This is a genomic window from Rhodospirillales bacterium (genome assembly GCA_016712595.1).
Taxonomy (GTDB): Bacteria; Pseudomonadota; Alphaproteobacteria; order Rhodospirillales; family Defluviicoccaceae; genus Defluviicoccus.
The window spans coordinates 2,304,510-2,321,934 of sequence record JADJQT010000001.1 but is presented as its reverse complement, the minus strand read 5'-3'; the positions used below and the strand labels follow the sequence as shown (position 1 = coordinate 2,321,934).

14 protein-coding genes are annotated in these 17,425 nt (G+C 62.8%); 5 read left to right on the top strand and 9 right to left on the bottom strand.

Features of this window, described 5'->3' with window-relative positions:
• The first annotated feature begins 96 nt into the window (after positions 1-96).
• Positions 97-2,892 carry a fused MFS/spermidine synthase gene (locus IPK66_10450; GenBank protein ID MBK8175656.1) on the top strand — a complete coding sequence of 932 codons (2,796 nt, stop codon included), beginning with the start codon at positions 97-99 and terminating at the stop codon, positions 2,890-2,892.
• 57 nt (positions 2,893-2,949) lie between these two features.
• Here IPK66_10450 and IPK66_10445 read toward each other — a convergent pair whose 3' ends face one another.
• The 4 genes from IPK66_10445 to IPK66_10430 are packed head-to-tail and all read right to left on the bottom strand — an operon-like array spanning position 2,950 to position 5,218.
• Positions 2,950-3,396 (bottom strand): hypothetical protein, encoded by a 447-nt coding sequence (locus IPK66_10445; protein ID MBK8175655.1) that lies wholly within the window; start codon positions 3,394-3,396, stop codon positions 2,950-2,952.
• Positions 3,397-3,418: 22 nt separating this feature from the next.
• A complete protein-coding gene (locus IPK66_10440) occupies positions 3,419-4,201 on the bottom strand; it encodes an enoyl-CoA hydratase/isomerase family protein (GenBank protein MBK8175654.1) in 783 nt (260 codons plus the stop codon).
• Positions 4,202-4,215: 14 nt separating this feature from the next.
• On the bottom strand, positions 4,216-4,851 hold the full coding sequence (locus tag IPK66_10435; protein ID MBK8175653.1) for a hypothetical protein: 636 nt from the start codon (positions 4,849-4,851) through the stop codon (positions 4,216-4,218).
• 43 nt (positions 4,852-4,894) lie between these two features.
• Positions 4,895-5,218, bottom strand: coding sequence for a hypothetical protein (locus tag IPK66_10430; GenBank protein MBK8175652.1), 324 nt, complete (start codon positions 5,216-5,218; stop codon positions 4,895-4,897).
• Between the two features lie 266 nt (positions 5,219-5,484).
• Here IPK66_10430 and IPK66_10425 point away from each other — a divergent pair, with 266 nt between their 5' ends.
• The gene (locus IPK66_10425; GenBank protein MBK8175651.1) at positions 5,485-6,132 is read left to right on the top strand and encodes a TetR family transcriptional regulator; all 648 of its coding nucleotides are present in this window, start codon (positions 5,485-5,487) and stop codon (positions 6,130-6,132) included.
• On the opposite strand, the gene IPK66_10420 is transcribed toward IPK66_10425, so the two are convergent.
• The 4 genes from IPK66_10420 to IPK66_10405 form a co-directional block, all read right to left on the bottom strand.
• Entirely contained in the window at positions 6,042-8,228 is a 2,187-nt protein-coding gene (locus IPK66_10420; protein MBK8175650.1) for an MFS transporter, read from the bottom strand. The two genes, IPK66_10425 and IPK66_10420, sit on opposite strands and share 91 nt — an antisense overlap.
• A gap of 6 nt (positions 8,229-8,234) precedes the next feature.
• Positions 8,235-9,056 carry a hypothetical protein gene (locus tag IPK66_10415; GenBank protein MBK8175649.1) on the bottom strand — a complete coding sequence of 274 codons (822 nt, stop codon included), beginning with the start codon at positions 9,054-9,056 and terminating at the stop codon, positions 8,235-8,237.
• A 259-nt stretch (positions 9,057-9,315) separates the two neighbouring features.
• Positions 9,316-10,965 carry an NAD-dependent malic enzyme gene (locus IPK66_10410; protein MBK8175648.1) on the bottom strand — a complete coding sequence of 550 codons (1,650 nt, stop codon included), beginning with the start codon at positions 10,963-10,965 and terminating at the stop codon, positions 9,316-9,318.
• 361 nt (positions 10,966-11,326) lie between these two features.
• Positions 11,327-12,235 (bottom strand): ABC transporter substrate-binding protein, encoded by a 909-nt coding sequence (locus IPK66_10405; protein ID MBK8175647.1) that lies wholly within the window; start codon positions 12,233-12,235, stop codon positions 11,327-11,329.
• A 4-nt stretch (positions 12,236-12,239) separates the two neighbouring features.
• Between IPK66_10405 and IPK66_10400 the strand changes: the two genes are divergently transcribed.
• Complete coding sequence (locus IPK66_10400; GenBank protein ID MBK8175646.1) at positions 12,240-12,524, top strand: hypothetical protein; 285 nt, start codon at positions 12,240-12,242, stop codon at positions 12,522-12,524.
• Here the strand turns inward: IPK66_10400 and IPK66_10395 are convergent.
• The gene (locus IPK66_10395) at positions 12,516-13,256 is read right to left on the bottom strand and encodes a hypothetical protein (GenBank protein ID MBK8175645.1); all 741 of its coding nucleotides are present in this window, start codon (positions 13,254-13,256) and stop codon (positions 12,516-12,518) included. The genes IPK66_10400 and IPK66_10395 overlap by 9 nt on opposite strands.
• Positions 13,257-13,466: 210 nt before the next feature.
• On the opposite strand from IPK66_10395, the gene IPK66_10390 reads away from it, so the two are divergent.
• Together IPK66_10390 and IPK66_10385 are read left to right on the top strand one after the other, a co-directional pair.
• Positions 13,467-15,716, top strand: a complete 2,250-nt coding sequence (locus tag IPK66_10390) for an EAL domain-containing protein (GenBank protein ID MBK8175644.1) — start codon at positions 13,467-13,469, stop codon at positions 15,714-15,716.
• Between the two features lie 167 nt (positions 15,717-15,883).
• The gene (locus tag IPK66_10385; GenBank protein ID MBK8175643.1) at positions 15,884-17,413 is read left to right on the top strand and encodes an alkaline phosphatase family protein; all 1,530 of its coding nucleotides are present in this window, start codon (positions 15,884-15,886) and stop codon (positions 17,411-17,413) included.
• The last annotated feature ends 12 nt before the right edge of the window (positions 17,414-17,425 follow it).

Genomic DNA, 17,425 nt, shown 5'->3' with positions numbered 1-17,425 from the left:
CGGATCGCCGCATTCTTCCCCACCCGGTGCCGCAACCGCGATCGAATTGGAGAGGAGCCCGCGGCAGGGCTCCCCTCTTCGTACGTTCTGGCGTTCATGGATTCTCCCTCCTCCACCCTTCCCGTCGTCGCCGACGGTGCGCCAGCGCCGACGACCAAAGAGCCGATACCCCAAGGGCCGGCAGGCCAATCGCTCACGGGCAAATCAGCGGTCGTCGGCCTGCTTGTTCTGAGCTTCCTGTCCGGTTTCGCCGGCCTCGGTTATGAGATCGTCTGGACGCGCATGCTGAGCGTGACACTCGGGCACGAGATTTTTGCCGTCCTTGCCGTCATCGCCGCGTTCTTCATCGGTCTTGCGCTTGGCGCCTGGACGCTCGACCGGTGGATCTGTGCCAGCCGCGTTCCGCGACGCTGGTATGCCGCCCTGGAGCTCATCATCGGCGCCTCGGCGCTCGCCCTCGCGCACCTCATCCCCTGGGCGAGCGGCCTCGCGCCGCGCCTGCTCGGCACCGATCCCGCGCCGGTGCTGCAGTGGAGCGTTGCCTTCGCCCTGCCCTTCTTGTTGCTGCTGCCGGCGACCGCGGCGATGGGCGGAACACTTCCGGCGCTCGAGCGACTGATTACGGGCATGGGCCGAGGCAACCGCTGGGTCGGTGCGACCTACGCGGCGAACACCTTCGGCGCCGTCGCCGGCACCGGGATCGCCACCACCGTTATCGCCCCGGCTCTCGGTTTTTCGACGTCTCTCGTCGTTTTTGCCGGCATTAACGCCGCGTGCGCAGCGGCCATGCTCATCGGCCCGGCCCACATCGCGGGACCGCAGGGGCGACGACCGGTGGAGCGACGATCAGCGGCACCCCGCTCGCTGCCGCAAGGTGCAAGCGGCACTGAGGGCCAAGAGGCGGACCGGGAGGCGAACCGGGGGCATTGCCTTGCCGTGCTGTTCGTCACCGGCTGCCTTGGTCTCGGTTACGAGGTCCTCGTCGTCCGCGTCCTCAGTCAGATCCTCGAGAACACGGTCTACACCTTCGCCGCGGTCCTGTGCGTCTACCTCCTCGGCACGGCTATCGGTGCTGCGGCCTATCAGCGGGCGCAACCGCGCTTGGATATCGGACGCACGGCACGGGCACTGCTGCTGGCCACCGCCGCGACCTGCGTCGCCGGCACGACAGCGCTGTGGGCGGCGCCCAGCGTGCATGCGATGGTGCGCGTGTGGGCCGCGCGCGCCGCCGTCGCACCTTTGGGTGGCGCGATCCTCGCCGAGGCAATTGTCGCGCTGGCGATTTTTTTCCCGCCAACCGTGTGCATGGGTGCGCTGTTCAGCCACCTGGCACAGGCTGTCCGCTCGGCCGGTGGCGGCTTCGGGCGTGCACTCGGCATCAACATGCTGGGAGGGGCACTGGCGCCGTTGTTGTTCGGCGTCCTCCTGCTGCCGCAGATCGGGGCGAAGACGGCACTCGTGATCACCGCGCTCGGCTACCTTCTTGCCGCCGTGCTCTGGCCGCGTTCCCTCACGCCTCGCTCGCTTGCCCGACCTCAAATGGGGGCCGCCGGTGTCGTGGTACTCCTCGCCCTCGGATTGCTGCTCTTCGCCCCGCCGCTACGCTTTATCCGCGTGCCGCCGGGTGGCAATCTCATCGCCCATGCCGACGGCGTTATGGCGGGCGTGAGCGTGATTACCGACGCGCAAGGCGAGCGCCACCTGCAGGTCAACAGCCACTTCCGCATGGGCGGGACCGTCTCGCAGCGCTCGGACCATCGCGAGGCACTGATCCCGCTGCTGCTGCACCCGGAGCCACGGAGCGCGCTGTTCCTCGGTCTCGGCACCGGCGCAACGCTGGCGGCGGCGGCTCAGTATCCGGGGCTGCGCAGCGAAGCCGTCGAACTCGTCCCCGAGATCGTCGATCTCCTACCGGAATTCGCCGCCGCTACCGGCGATCTCGGCGCCGATCCCAACCTCGCGCTGCACGTCGCCGATGCGCGCCGCTTCGTCCGCGCCACGAACGCCGGTTACGACGTCATCGTCGCCGACCTGTTCCATCCGTGGATCGACGGTGCGGGCTTCCTATATACCCGCGAGCATTTCGCGGCGGTGCGCGCGCGTCTCGCGCCGGGCGGCCTTTTCTGCCAGTGGCTGCCGCTGCACCAGCTTGACCTTCCAACCCTGCAAGTCATCGTTCGCACGTTTCTCGACGTTTTTCCCGACGCCGACGCCTTCCTTGCCACTTTCAGTCTCGAAACGCCGATCGTCGCCCTTGTCGGCACCACCGCACCGATCCGCCGCGATGACGCTTGGCTCGAGCGCCGGGCGCAGGCCGACGGGATCGGCGTTACCCTCGACGCCGAGGGCCTGAGCGATTCGCTCGCCTTGTTCGGCCTTTACCTCGGCGGAGCCGAGACATTGCGCAGGTTCGCCGGACCGGGACCACTGAACACCGATGACCGGCCGGTCGTCCTCTTCGATGCGCCGCGCGCGGCCTACGCCTTGCGCGAGAGGCCGGCGGAGCGGCTGCTGACCCTGATTGATCGCCTCCAGCCCCAGCCGGGAGAGATTTTGCCGGCGGACGCCCCAAGCGCCGCCTCACGTCTCGCCGCTTCACGCCTGGCCGCCTATTGGCAGGCGCGACGGCAGTTTTTACTAGCGGGTCTGCGCCCGCTGCCGTCGGCCGACGTCCGCACCGTCGCCCGCACCCTCGCGCCGGAGTTGCTGGCCATCGTACGCGTCAGCCCCGACTTCGATCCGGCCTATCGTCCGCTGCTGGCGATTGCCCGCCAGCTCTCTTACATCGACGCACCCGCAGCCGCAGCGCTGCTTGTCGACCTCCAGCGAGCGAATCCGATGCGCCCGGAGGCGCAGGTCCTCCGCGAACAACTCGCCACCGCGCCGCGCTAACCTTCGAATGGCGCACACGCGCGGCGTGCCGATTTTTCGCGACCGCCTTGCGCCCACTCAGCGCAATCCACCAACCGGACGCCGTGCCGAGGCTGTCGAGCAAATAGACCAGATGCTCGCCGACGAGATTGCCGCATGCCCCGGTGGCCCAGGGGCAGCAGCCGAGACCGGTTGCGCCCGTTGGTGGGTCGACGAAGACGAGAGCAGCTCTGCGACAGGCAGGGGCGAAATCGGCGTTCTCGGGATCGCTACACGAAAGTTAGCTGCGTGTAGCGACCCCTTCTCAGCAAGGAATCCGTAGCCCGCATGGATCACCTGCGCTCGTGAAAGCCATGCAGCGCGGCGGCGGGTCGTCCACCATCTCTCGTCGGCCATCGCCACGTGCAGGGCGGATATTTCGGCGTCAGGACAGACTGCAACCGTGGCGATCCCCATCCGCCGGGCCGAGGTCATGATACGACAGGCGATCTCACCACCGCCGGCAATTGCCAGCTTGTCGAACACCGGCAGGTCAAATCGCCGCAGCTCAGATCACCCAGGCGGGTTTGCGCTTTTCTAAGAAGGCCTTGATGCCCTCGCGGCCTTCTTCGCTCGTGCGCTGGCGGGCAATGCGCATTGCCGTATCATGAACGACGAAATCGTCGGTCGGGCGACGGGCAACCGAGCGGATCAGCTCCTTGGCCGCCGCGACCGCTTCGGGACCACACTTGCGCAGATGGGCAATGATCTGGGTAATTTTGCCGTCAAGCTGCTGCGGTGCAGCGATTTCATGGACGAGCCCCAGACGCTGCGCCTCTTCGGCGGATAGGCGCTCGGCGGTCAGGAAGTAACGCCGGGCCGCACGCTCGCCGATCGCTGCCAGCACATAGGGGCTGATCACCGCCGGAACGAGACCAAAACGAACCTCGGACAAGCAGAAATAGGCCGAACTGGACGCGATGGCGATATCGCATGCCGCGACCAGGCCGACCCCGCCACCCATCGCCGGCCCTTGAACCGCCGCGATCGTCGGTTTCGGACATCGCTCGATGGTGCTCAGCATCTCGGCGAGTGACATCGCCTCGGCGAGATTTTCTGCCTGCGGCATGTGCGCGGCTCGTTGCATCCAGCCGAGATCAGCACCGGCCGAAAACGTCCCACCGTTCGAACGCAGCACGACGACGCGCACGGCAGGATCGCATCCAATCCGGCGAAAGGTTCGTGTCAACTGTTCGATGACCTCGTCGTCCAGGGCATTGTGAACCTCGGGACGATTGAGCGTTACGGTGGCGACGCCCAAGGCAAGCGTTTCTATGGTGATCTCTTTCATGACCCAACGCCCCCTCACATGTGAAAAATGCCGAAGTCGGTCTTGCTTGGTGGTGCGTGCATCGCTGCGACAAGTCCCGAGCCCGAGGGCCATCCGAATATTGGACGGATCGATGACGCCATCGTCCCTCGGGCGGGCGCTGGCGCAGTATGGATGCCTCGGATCTCATACTGATCGGCGGATTGGCGCCCTGAAGGCCTCCGGTTCGGCGTCGCTCCACGCCCGGCCTTGCGCGCCAACGTTTTCGCGCCATCTTTGGCGGTGCTACGGGGCTTGTAGGTGCGCCCTTTCATCAACCCGATAATGTTCTCCAGGAAGATCAGCGGGATGTCGGGCCGGGAGCAGAGCTGCACGAAGTGCGCCGCGTTCACCGCGCCCCTTGAGAACAAGACCTCGTTCTCGGCAACAATGCCGGCGGGATAGGCCACGACGCAGGCAAAACCGGTAATCAGTGTTGCGCCGCAGGGCGGCTTGAATTCGTCGAAGACACTGGCATCGACAAAGCCGGCGATCGTTCCGCGCATGTCGAATGGCTGGTGCTGGTTCAGCCCGGCGACAATGCGCAGGTTGGCGACGAATCCGCGCATGACCGCGGCGTTCGCCACGACTGCAGAAGAGCCAGGGGCGAGATCGCTCTGCGCTTGCGCCATCGTCTGCCTTTTTTCACGTCGTTAAAGAAAGGCACCCGGCGCTTCAGGCGATCTCAGCGAACAGCTTGCGATCAATCAGCATTCGGCGGATTTCGCTGGTTCCGATACCGATCTCATAGAGCTTGGCATCACCAGCAACTGCTCGTCGTCCAGTTTGCTCATCAGCACGCCTCCCCGCGCAGCACGGTTTCGTCCGGCACCACGCAATCGCGAAACAGCGGTTCACAGGCATTCGCGCCGAGAGCGCCGAGCCTGCGCCAGAGGTCAGCGAAAACGTGTTGCTGTGATCGATATCCGTGGCGCGCGGCGCAATTCCCGCCGTGGCGAATGACACCGACGCGCGCAACATTTCCATCGTCTCGCCCAAACCGGAATCCAGTCGCGAGAGGGGGAATGTCCGCATCAGCCTTCCCTTGAAGCCATTTTTATTATAAAACGAACATACGTTTTTATACGTCGTTGGGCAAGTGAAAATTCCAACGCGATCGAGGAAAACGAAATGTTCGAATAGAATGATAATCAGTTGTAGCGTGTGTGCAGTGCTCTCGCGTCACGCCGCCAACGTTTACTTAGGACTGAATGCAAAAAGCGCGATGTAAGTGCATGCGCCTTGGCAACAGAAGGAGCGTCGTCATGTCACGTACGCCCGGGTCTTCCGGAGTCAAGACGATGCAAGAAATTCGCGAAGTCGGCTTGCGCCTTATCTACGAGCACGGTTTCGCCGCGATGAACCTGCGTCAGCTCGCAGCCGAGGTCGGCATCCAGGTCGGCTCGCTTTACAACCATATCCGCAACAAGCAAGATCTCTTGTTTGAGCTCATTCGCACACATATGGAAGGTTTGTTGGATGCGTGCGATACTGAAATTAATAATACAAATGATCCACTGTTACAACTTGAAGCATTTGTCCGCTTTCATCTGACTTATCATCTGCAGCGCCGCCTTGATGTTTTTGTCGCTAATTTCGAGCTCCGCAGTCTTGAGCCATTAAACTATGCAGCTATTGTAGATATGCGCCGCGCATATGAGTCCGTCCTCATTGAAATTCTTGAGCGAGGAGCAGCCGCGCGCGTCTTTAGCGTCCCCGATGCCCGCGTCGCTGCCTTCGCAATCCTTTCGATGCTGACCGGCGTATGCACGTGGTATCGGCCCGAGGGACGTCTCAAAGAGAGCGAACTCGTCGCGATCCACTACCGGATGCTGCTGACGGGATTGACGATTCCCCCATTGGATACCGTTCCATCTTCCCTGCCTGCCGGCGGTTTGGGCGTGGGCGCCTGACGAACCGGCTGCGCGGTGGCGATCGGCTCCGCCGTATCGCAGCGCCTTTTCATCTGCCAGAGGCAAACCAGGGGAACGCAGCCTGCGGCGACACCGGCGCCGATGACGACGATGCCGGTCTCATAACCGTAACGGTGGAGCAGAGCGGCAGCGAGCAGCGGACCCAGCGCGCTACCGATCCGCTCGAACAAGCGGAAGAAGCCGATCACCGTGACTTGGCCGAGTGCCTTGCATTCCTGCGGGCAGGCGATCGGGACCAAGGAGAGCTGTGGCGTGATACTGACCGCCTGGGCCAGTCCCAGCATGATCACCGCCATCATCATCGTTTCGGTGCTCGCCGACCAGACGACAGCCAGCAGGCCGGCGCCGGACAGTACTCCGCCGGCGACGACGAAAGCCAGCGGCCGGCCGAGGCGATCGACAAGACGGGCCGACAGTGGCGTAAGCAGCACCATCATCAACCCGTAGAGCATCATAATCCGGCCTGTTTCCGCGGGCGTATTGCCGAGATGCGCGAGGAACAGCGGCGCGAGATAATAAAGGAATCCGGTCAATACGATCTTCGCCGGCATCGCGCCAAAGAGCACGAGGGCGACGAAGCGCCGGTTGGCGAGAACCACGCCGATATCGCCCACCCGCAGCGGCCGAATCGCCGATCCCGAGCGGCCGTCGCGAAGCAAACGGGCGGCAAGCAGCGCGGAAATCGCCGCGAGCACGGCCCCGGCGATGAAGGTTCCACGAAAGCCGATCCGGTCGGCAAGGATGCCGCCGATCGCAGGACCGCAGATCGAGGCCGCCAGAACGGCACCGACGAACATCGCAAGTCCCCACGCCCGGTTTGATGCATCGGAATTGGCCACGATATGGCTCTGCCCGGCGACAAACACGACGCCGTAACCTGCGGCGGTGAGGAATCGCGACGCCATGAGTTCCCAGAAATCAGTGGCGAAAGCGGTGAACGCCAATCCCGCCGCCGCGGCAAGCGCGCCTGCAATCATCAAGCGGCGTGCGCCGAATTTCTCGCTCAGCGGCCCGCCGATCGGCTGTGAGAACGCGACGATGAGCATGAACAACATCATCGGCAAGCTGACGACCACTTCGGTGGAAAGCCCATCGATCGGAACCGCGAGGCTGCGAGCGAACACGGGAAAGAACGAACGTGAGAGTTCTTCGGCGAAGAAGAACACGAACAGCGGCATGCGAACAGTGATCTGGTTCTGTCGCATTGCCGACTGCTGGTGCTGGTCGGCTTGCGGGTGGCCAAGCGCCGAGAATGCCGCTGTCGCCTCGTCCAAACTCGCCTGGGCAATCGGATTTGACGAGCGAGCCTCGATCGTTCTGCATACTCCGTCATAACGCGCATCGAGCCACGCAACGATGGTTTGCAGCGTGTGCGCTAACCGTTCGACCTCGCCGGGCAGCCGTTGCCCCACCCCGCGCGCGACATCACGCCGGCCAGGATCGAGGAAGACCGCCTGCAATGCCAGCATCGGCGCTGAGGCATTTGCCATGATCAGCAGCAGCAGCTCAAAGGTCAGAAGCAAGGAAACAATGAGGACGACAACTATATCGTAGAATATTTCCGTAAACTGTTGCTGAATATAATGCGCGTCCATACCGACAAGAACGAGGCCGTACTCTTTATTATCGAGTATAATCGGCCGAGATACGACGAGATACTCCCCATATCTCTCGACATTACCCCTATTTGTCTCTATGTTTTGGCTACGATCGACGTCAAAAGCTTCGTCAAGTGTTTTTATTACGTGTGCCTGCGGCGGTTTTCCCTGATAAAACGTATGATGTCGCTGAGAGTCGACGGCGGCGACGAAAAGGATTTCGGTATTCGAGCCACGGATCGTGGAGAACAGATCCTCCACGCCGCGCAATTTGGCGAATTCGACACCATAGTCGAGCGCGCGCTCGAACTGCCCGACGAGCGAACTGGCGATAAGATCACCCTTGCGCGTCATGTCCGGCTGCAGATCGGCCTCGAAGGTGCGCGATACGCTCAAGGCGACGGCGCATGATCCGGCGAGGAGCAAGAAGATCTGAAAGGCGAACAGGCGTCGGCGAAGCTGTCGGAAAAAGTCCATGGGCGGCTACCGGCTTTCGCCGCACGGCGACGGGTGCAGGGCACCGGTCGGCGAGGCCGCCGTTTCCACCCCCGACGCCGCGGTTTCCGCGCGCTCCAAAGCAGCAACGGCGACCAGCACGTTCTGTTCGAATGCGGTGATCCGGTTGTCGAACTCGCTGTCCGAAGCGGCGGGTGCGAGCCCGATGCGCACCAGGATCGAGCGGAGGGTTGCATCGAGCCGGACGATCGCGTGATCGAGCCTGCGGGTGATGGTCAGCACCCCGACGGTGCCGAGAACGCTCGCCGCGAGCAATGTGATCAGGGTGATCTCAGCGACACGCGTGGCAACGTCCGCCCGCTTGCTGTCATAATATGCCTTCGAATAGTGCAATGCCAGCGCACCACTGAGCTTGCCGAAACTGTTGAAGATCGGCACGGCGATCTCGGATTCGCCATGGTAGACATACTCGCCGGACGCGGTTGCCTGCGATACCGGTGCGAGCCAGCCTGCCTTTTCCTGGCTGCCGATGCGGCGATCGTCCGTATCGAACAAGATCGTATCGCGGGAATTGACGATCGACAGCGAAAGGAGGGCATCGTCCATCTTTACCTGCTGGCGAAGCAAAGCACTGATGTTTTCGAGTTCACCCAACGGCAACCCAAGGTCAATACCAGCCTCGACCTTGCTCTTCATCTCCTTGGCGATGAATTCAAATCGGCTGGTAACCAGAGCCTGGAGCGTTCGTTCGTAGATGAAATAGGTCAGCACGGCGGTGGTGGCCAGCGCCGTCAGCAACACCACCAGCAGGGCTGCGGCAATTTTTGGCTGGGTGCTCGCCACGTTCATCCGTCTTTGTCTCCGCGCTATCCATTTGGATCAGACCGGGCCGTCGGATGCCGGCGACCGTTCAGCCAGTGAACGGCACGGCGAGCTAAGAATTCACTAAAACGCGCGGGAAATTAGTGTGACCCGCAACACCGTACGGGCAAATCGGAGTACGGCGCGGGCGACGACAGACAATTGGCCCTGAACGGGCCACCGGCAGTCCCGCCCGGCAGCCGTCCGTAAGAAGGACGACTGCCGGTATGGATGACGCCCAGCGGCCTTAGGCGACCTTGCTGTATTGCGGACGATATGCCCGCGCGCGGATAAACGCCCGCATGTCCGCTGGCCGTTCGACACCGGCGAGACCTGCGGCAAAAATGCTCTCGGCGATCCGTTCCGCGGCGTTGAGCGAGGTTTCAAGAATCTGTGATTGCGGCGGATAGATCAGTCCGGCATCAAGGTTCGCCTCGGTGACCTGCTCGGCAACGGAACGCGCCGCGACAATAAACATCTCGTCGGTGACACGCTTGGCTTCCGTCGCATAGACGGCCATGCCTACGGCCGGGAAGATGTAAACATTATTACCCTGCCCCGGAATGAACGTCTTGCCCTGGTAGACCACCGGCTCAAACGGGCTACCGCTGGCGAAGATCGCCCTGCCCTCCGACCAGGTGTACGCCTCCTCCGCCGAGCACTCCGAGCGCGAGGTGGGATTGGAATAGGGAAAGATGATCGGCCGCTCGTTGATCTGGGCCATCGTCTCGATCACCTCGCGATGAAACGCCTTGGCGATGGTGCTGACGCCGATCAGCGTCGTCGGGCGGATTGCCTCAATGGTGGCGACGAAGTCCGCGACCGGCGCATGTTCGTGGGCAAACGGACGCTTGAAGTCGACGAGGTCTGTCCGTTCGGCGACGACAAGGCCCTTGCTGTCGAAGAGCCAGCAGTGCCGCCGCGCCTCGGCCTCCGACATGCCGTCCTGAACCATCGTTTTGGTCAGCAGTTCCGCGATGCCGGTACCCGCCGAGCCGGCGCCGAAGACCAGGAATGTTTCATCCGCCATACGGCTCTGCTTGATGCGGAGCGCACCGAAGATACCGGCAACGGCCACCGACGCCGTGCCTTGGATGTCGTCGTTGAAGCAGCACACGCGCTCACGATAGCGGGCAAGGAGCGGCACCGCGTGGTGATTGGCGAAGTCCTCAAACTGTAGGCAGCATTTCGGAAACACATCCTGCACGGCGTTCACGAACTCCTCGATGAAGTCGTCATATTCGGCACCGGCGAGGCGCTGCTGCCGCAGTCCGAGATAAAGAGGATCGTCGAGCAGCGTCTGGTTGTTGGTGCCGACATCGAGCACAATGGGCAAGGTGACGTGAGGCGGTACGCCAGCGCACGCCGTGTAAAGCGCCAGCTTGCCGATCGGAATGCCCATTCCGTTGGCGCCGAGATCGCCGAGCCCGAGGATGCGTTCGCCGTCGGTGACGACGATGAAGCGCACGTCCTCTTCCGGCCAGTTGCGCAGGATGTCGCGCAGGCGGCCGCGCCTACGGGCGGATAGATAAAGACCACGTGGGCGACGCAGGATATGGCCAAATTGCTGGCAGGCGGTGCCGACAGTCGGCGTGTAGACCAACGGCATGAAGCGCGCTGGATCGGACATCAACACGCGAAAAAATAATGTTTCGTCGTTGTCGAGTAAGGCTGTGAGATAGATGTACTTTCCAAGATCGCTTGGTTTGCGATCAATCTGATGAAGAACCCGCGCCAGCTGCGTTTCCTCGGTATCGACCGTATCCGGTAACAGGCCGACCAGACCCAGCGCCTCGCGCTCGTCTTCCGCAAACGCGGTCAGCTTGTTCAATCGGGGATCGTGAAGGATGTCCGCGCCGCGACGATGCGGCCGGCACAATGCGAGATCAGACGTCATGCGTGTCACTCCCAGCGTGTAGGTCCGGATGCAAGGCTGCGACGGTCAACGCCGTCTTGATGGCCCGATATTGCCAGCAGTGACCGCCCGTCAGGGGCCTCCCGGTCCTGCTCGCCGGCGTCTCATAGCAAAAATGGTGCCGTTCGAGTTACGGCAGTGGCTCATATCGTTAGGGCCATCGCGTCAGCGGTGAACCACGGCGTGATTGCACGCCAACGCTCGACGTGGATCGAGCCGTTGTGGCGACGATACGGCAGGCCCGTTCCGTGCCAGCCCATCTTTGCGACGTTCCTGAGACTACGAGCGTGCCACATCGGCCGTAGGCTGCGCTGCCCGAACCCGGGCGGAGTCCAGGCCATGGTTATTGGCGGATCAACTCCGCCATGTTCAGAAGGGCGATGGGCGGGTAATAATCGACTTCGTGCGCCGCGTCGGACCGGATCATGTAGGTGAAACGCTTCAGCGTCTGGAATGGTATGTCCTGCGGGCGCTTGCCGCCGACGAGGATCTGCTCTGCCTTGTAGGCGCAGAATTGCCCCATATTGTAATAGCGGCTGACGATCCCGGCGAGGCCTTCTGCCTCTTTCAGGTAGATCTCGGACGACACGAACGTCGGCACATTCTCTTTCAGTGCCGCCTCGGTCACCGCGGCGCGATGGGCACCGAGAAAGGAATCGGGCCCGAGATAAAGAAAGTCGGGCTTCGCTTCGGCCACCTTGTGCACCAGCGCCGGCAGGGCATCGGGGCGCGGCTTGCCATCGCGGTCCAGCGGCACCGGCCACGCCGATAGCCAGAATCCGAAGCTGCCGGAAAGCTGCCGGAGTTTCTTGAGGACGACACCGGGGCCGGGTTCCGTGGTATTGTAGATGATCGCCAGATGCTGTAGTGGTCCATAAGCCTGCATCGCTCGCAGTTGTACCTCGAGGGGTGCGACGTGCGAGGTGCCGGTGACGTTGCGGCCAGACGATTCCCAGCTGGGCACGACGCCGAGTTCGACCGGATCGGCGACCATGCAGGTCACCACGGGGATATCGACGACGTGGCGTTCCGGATCAACGGCGTCGTATCGTCCGACGACGAGCGGCGGCGCCGCGCCGCCCCACGTATAAACGAGATCGGGGTGTGTTTGCTTGATCTCGCGGACGAACTCGGGAATTGCGTTGGGGTTCCGGTCGGCGTTGCGGACGATGAATTCAGCGGCGATGCCTTCCTGGGCGAAATACTCGGTGAATCCGCGGTCCGTTTCCGTGGGTCCGCGCCACTGGATCATGTAAATGCGAAATGGTTTTTTCGTCGCCGTGCCGGGCGTCTCGACTGGCGCGACGGCGCTCGCGCTCGGAAACGCCGACATCTGCGCGGAGGCCAAAAGCCCTGCACCCGGCTCCTCCGCGCCCGCGACGGCGATACCGGCACAGATCAAGGCTGCGGAAGCGACGCCGGCAGCCAGCAGCGAGCATCCGGTACATCCGGCGCGCCGCGCAACGTCCACCAACCGTGATATCGCTGCCTGCGCGGTCGTTCTCATCGTGCGGGCAGAGGTCATCGCCGGCTCACCGTGATCCGGCAGCGCTGCGGCTGCGTTCCTCCATTGCGTCGATCGATGCCGGAAGCCCGAGACGCAACGACGGCCCCTGTGCGCTTTCAACTACGCGAAACCCCTGGAATCCGAGATGCAGCAGGCGCGCATGCCTATTCTCGTCGGTCAGAACGACGTCGACGAAGGTCGTGGACTCGAGCGGCTGAGGCGCCGCATCGCGCAGGTCGCGATAGATGATAAAGCGCAAATCGCCGCCGTATTTGCGCTTGATGTTCCGCACCCGGCATCCCATCGCCAGAAAATTGCCGAGGCTGACTGGGTTGATCGGTGAGACCGTCCCCAGAATATGAAATCGCCCGTTGAGCAGGGCGTAATCGTGACGGATATCGGTCAGCTTCTGCTGTAGGCGGTTGCCGCGGAAGGCAGGATGCACGGCCGAGCCGTCGTAGTCCGCCACGTACGCGAGTTCGTCGTCGGGGAGCGGAAGATCACGTCCGAGGTTGTCGGCATCATCACCGGGGAACGAAATCGCCGCGTAGCCGATCAGCATGCCGTCGGTAAAGGCGCCCACCGTCCGTCCGCGCCTTCCAAGATGTTGCTGCATGAACGTTTCGGAATCGAAGCGAAAGACTTCCTTGCTCTCGAGATTGGCGTGCACCAAGCGATGCAGCGCCACGAGCGCGCCCAGTTCATCAGGACGGACGAAGCGCAGTTCACACGGCTGAAGTGCGGTCTGTCCGGCGGCTTTAACCATGCACCGTTCGGTCCAACAGTCGAAATCACCGCGGTTGCTGCAACGATCCATGGCCGCCATTTGTCCCTGCCCCATCGAGAAACTCCATCTCCATTCCTATTGGGTTCGGGTTAACAGGAGGTTAACGGCGGGGAATCGCGTTCGGCAGCAGTTAAGAATTCGTCAAACAAGTTCTGCTAGACCCGAGGGAGGGTGACATGCGAGCAAGCAATGACTTCATTATCTGGCAACACTGGCGACTTTCTCCTCGATGCCTTTGCCGAAGCGGCGAGCGACGGTTTCGTTGCCTTCGATGCGGCATTAAGAATTACAACGTGCAACACCGCCGCGGCCCACCTGCTTGGTATCGCATGCGCGGATGTCCTCGGACGGAGCCTTGCGGACGTGCTTCCAGGAATTGCAGCAACGGTGAGCCTCGATAAGGGTGACGTGCGCATTGATGGAGCGTGCGTCGCGCCATCGCAGCCCGCCACCATCGTGACATTGAGCAGCGACCGTACGAATGGTGGTGCGCAGCCTCACGGATGGACAATCCGGCGACACTTCGATTCCGCGGGAAAATTCGACGGCGGCATTGCCGTGCACCGCGCGGCCGAGTCCTTCGCCAGGATTGAAAGCCAACTCCGCGAGAGCGAACAGCGCCTGCGTGACTTCGTTGACTCCGCGACCGATTGGTTCTGGGAAACCGACCGCGATCTTCGCTACAGCTATGTCTCCGAGATGTACCAGCAGGCGACCGGCTTGCCGCCGGAAAGCCGTCTGGGCTTTCGGCGTGGCGAGTTCCGTCTGCAGGGGCCGGACGACGGCGACTGGGACCAGCATCTGACGCAACTTGCCGAGCGCCGGCCGTTTCGCGACTTCTCTTTTGCCTACCTCGATGCCAGCGGCCAGCGCCGGGTCGCCCAGGTCAGCGGCCGGCCGGTATTCGACGATTCGGGAGAATTTACTGGGTACCGCGGGGTCGGCCGGGACATCACCGCCGAGGTCGAGGCACAGAAACGGTTGATGTACGTGGCGCACCACGACCCATTGACCGGGCTGCCCAACCGGACGCTGCTCAAGGAACGCTTGGAGAACAATATGGGGGCGGTCCGGCGCCATACCCGGGGACTCGCGGTGCTGACCCTTGACCTTGACGACTTCAAAAGCGTGAACGACACGCTCGGCCATGCCGCCGGTGATGCCGTGCTCAGCGAAACCGCGGTACGGATCTGTGAGGCGGTGCGGGCGGGAGACACCGTCGGGCGCCTCGGTGGTGATGAATTTACCATACTGCAGGCGGAGGCGCGCGACCGCGATGACGCGGAAGCGCTAGCCCGCCGACTGATCAGCATTCTCAGCGAACCGTTTGAACTCGGTGGTGAACGGATCCACTGCGGCGCCAGCGTCGGCATTAGTCGTTATCCGGGGGACGGCAATGACGCCGACGATCTTCTGCGGCACGCCAACCTCGCGCTCTACAAGGCCAAGTCGGCCGGCCGCAACTCCTTGTGCTTTTTTACCCCGGCGATGAACGAGGAAGTGCGTGAACGGCGGCTGCTGGAAGCCGAGCTGCGCCAAGCCCTGAAGCAGGACGATTTTGTCCTCTATTTCCAACCGCAGATCGACCTGCAAACCGGACGTCTCGTCGGCCTCGAGGCGCTCCTTCGCTGGCCACATCCGCGACTTGGCTTTGTTGCGCCCGGCGCGTTCCTTCCCGTCGCCGAGCGTTCCGGGCTGATCCTCGGCATCGACCGCTGGGTGCTCAAACACGCGTGCATACAGGCCAAGCAATGGATTGATGATGGCCTGCTGACCGCCTGCGTCGCGGTCAATTCCTCGGCCATGCAGTTGGCGCAGCGCGATATGACGTCCGCTGTCGAGCGCATTCTGCACGAGACCGGATTTCCACCGGAACAGCTCGAAATCGAAATCACCGAAAGCGTCCTGCTCGTCGATACGGAGGTCGTCACCGCCACACTCGAGGCGATCCATCAGCTCGGTGTCAGCCTCGCGGTTGACGACTTCGGCACGGGCTATTCGTCGCTGACCTATCTGCGGCGTTTTCCGGTCCAAAAGGTGAAGGTCGACCGAACGTTCATCCGCAACATCTGCACGAACACCGACGATGCGGCGATTACCGGCGCGATTATTTCCTTGAGCAAGGCGTTAAAGCTGACGGTGATCGCCGAAGGGATCGAAACCAAGGGCCAACTCGACTATTTGCGCCTCGCGGGTTGCGATCAGGCGCAAGGGTACTACATCGGCCGGCCGATGAGCGCAGCCGATTGCACCGCGTTGCTGCGCAGCCGGGCCGGTCTCGAAGCCCGTCATCCCGCTCTGCTTCTCGCCACCGGCGGTCAGACAGAATCATTCCTGCCCGCGATGCACGGCGCCGAAGCACGTGAAGACGAAGCGCGCGGTAATAACGCCGAATCACAGCGACGGAGCCGCCTGGCGTCGCGGCAGACCGGGACCTAAGCGCCGTCGCATCGGAGAATTCCGACGCCGCGCGAGGCGGGCGGCGTCTTCCGGCTCCGCTCCGGACACCGATACCCGTCGATACGCGCGAGCATTGATCAGTTACCTCACTTGCGCCACCCTTGGACCAACCGGCTTCGCCGGACGGGACAAGGGAGGAAATTATCATGGCGAGGGTATGCGGCCCCATCCTGGGATTCCGTGGTCGCGCGGGTGATGAATGGCACGTCGTCGTCATGGTGGCGATCGCCGGCAACGAGGTGCCTCCGCCGCTGACCTGGACATTTGCGAGCAACAGCGGCGCGGCGGCGACGATCGAGGCCCGGGGCGTCGGTGAAGCCGGCGGCTACCGCTTTTTCGTCCACCCCCTTGCCATCCGGATGATGGCTCAGGCGCAAGACATCGACTATGGCTTTGCCGGTGAAGACGCGCACTGGCGCTTCAGCGTTCCGGCAGCGACGGAGACTCCCGCCGTCGCCTACGCCTCATGCAACGATCTCTCGACGTCAGCGGAAAGAAAGCAGATCGAGGACAAGACGGCGCTGTGGCAGCAGGTGCTCGAGCGACACAACGACCGGCCGTTCCATCTGCTGTTGATGGGCGGGGATCAGATCTACGCCGATCACATCTGGCTGGATGTCGAGGAATTGCGCGGCTTCGATGAGCTATCGCGCGACGCGCGGATCAATCGCGTTTCGAGCCCGGCGCTGGCCGACGCGATCGAGCGCTTTTATGCCGACACCTACCGACAGCGGTTTTCCCAGCCGCGGATCGCTGCGGCGCTCGCCTGCATCCCGACGCTGATGATGTGGGACGATCACGACATCATCGACGGCTGGGGTTCCTACAGCCGCGAAGAGCAGGCCTCGCCGGTTTTCGCCGCGATCTTTGCCGCGGCACGGCGATGCTTTGCCCTGTTTCAATTGCATAGCGACCCTATGGCTCCCGACTGGCCGCGACTCGCCGGCTCTGCTGGCTTCAACGCGCTGATCCCTGTCGGCGACATCGCCTTTCTTGTCCTCGATCTGCGCTCCGAGCGTACGCGCAAGCAGGTGATGACCGCGGCTTCGTGGGATGCGGTCTTCGCCGCCATCGATGCCACCGACGGGCTGAAACATCTTCTGGTAATGTCGAGCATCCCCGTGGTTCATGCCGATCTTTCACTGGCCGAACGGGCGCTCGACATCGTGCCCGGCCGGCAGGACCTGGAAGACGATCTGCACGATCAATGGACCAGCTATGAGCACCGGATCGAACGCTTGCGCGTCATCCGCCGCTTGCTGAGCTTCGCCGACGCCAAGGGAACGCGGGTCACGATATTGTCGGGCGACGTGCATGTCGCCGCCCTGGGGGTCATCGAATGGCAACGGCCATCGGCCAGATGGCAGAATGCCGGGGTCATCAATCAACTGACGTCGTCGGGGATTGTACATACGCCGCCGCCGCGCATCGTGCGCAACTTTCTTGAGGTGATCGCCCGCGCCACCGATCCGACGGACCGGGATATTACCGCTCGTCTGCTCGAGTTTCCCGGCACGCGGCTTCGCATCATCGGTGCGCGCAACTGGCTGAGTCTGGAGTTCGACGCGACGTTCCGGATGTGGGCCAATTGGCACGTCGAGGGCGACGATACCCCGCTGACCAAGGTCGTGCATCCCTGCGCGCCAGCCGTCGCCGGCGCCATCGCCAGCGATTGACGCGGCCGGTAA

Bases quoted from the DNA above. Each gene is read 5' to 3' on its own strand.
- IPK66_10385 (MBK8175643.1), top strand. From the start codon at position 15,884: ATGGCGAGGGTATGCGGCCCCATCCTGGGATTCCGTGGTCGCGCGGGT.
- IPK66_10405 (MBK8175647.1), bottom strand. From the start codon at position 12,235: ATGATCCAGTGGCGCGGACCCACGGAAACGGACCGCGGATTCACCGAG.
- IPK66_10425 (MBK8175651.1), top strand. From the start codon at position 5,485: ATGTCACGTACGCCCGGGTCTTCCGGAGTCAAGACGATGCAAGAAATT.
- IPK66_10420 (MBK8175650.1), bottom strand. From the start codon at position 8,228: ATGGACTTTTTCCGACAGCTTCGCCGACGCCTGTTCGCCTTTCAGATC.
- IPK66_10410 (MBK8175648.1), bottom strand. From the start codon at position 10,965: ATGACGTCTGATCTCGCATTGTGCCGGCCGCATCGTCGCGGCGCGGAC.
- IPK66_10450 (MBK8175656.1), top strand. From the start codon at position 97: ATGGATTCTCCCTCCTCCACCCTTCCCGTCGTCGCCGACGGTGCGCCA.
- IPK66_10395 (MBK8175645.1), bottom strand. From the start codon at position 13,256: ATGGTTAAAGCCGCCGGACAGACCGCACTTCAGCCGTGTGAACTGCGC.
- IPK66_10435 (MBK8175653.1), bottom strand. From the start codon at position 4,851: ATGGCGCAAGCGCAGAGCGATCTCGCCCCTGGCTCTTCTGCAGTCGTG.
- IPK66_10400 (MBK8175646.1), top strand. From the start codon at position 12,240: ATGCGAAATGGTTTTTTCGTCGCCGTGCCGGGCGTCTCGACTGGCGCG.
- IPK66_10440 (MBK8175654.1), bottom strand. From the start codon at position 4,201: ATGAAAGAGATCACCATAGAAACGCTTGCCTTGGGCGTCGCCACCGTA.
- IPK66_10390 (MBK8175644.1), top strand. From the start codon at position 13,467: ATGACTTCATTATCTGGCAACACTGGCGACTTTCTCCTCGATGCCTTT.
- IPK66_10415 (MBK8175649.1), bottom strand. From the start codon at position 9,056: ATGAACGTGGCGAGCACCCAGCCAAAAATTGCCGCAGCCCTGCTGGTG.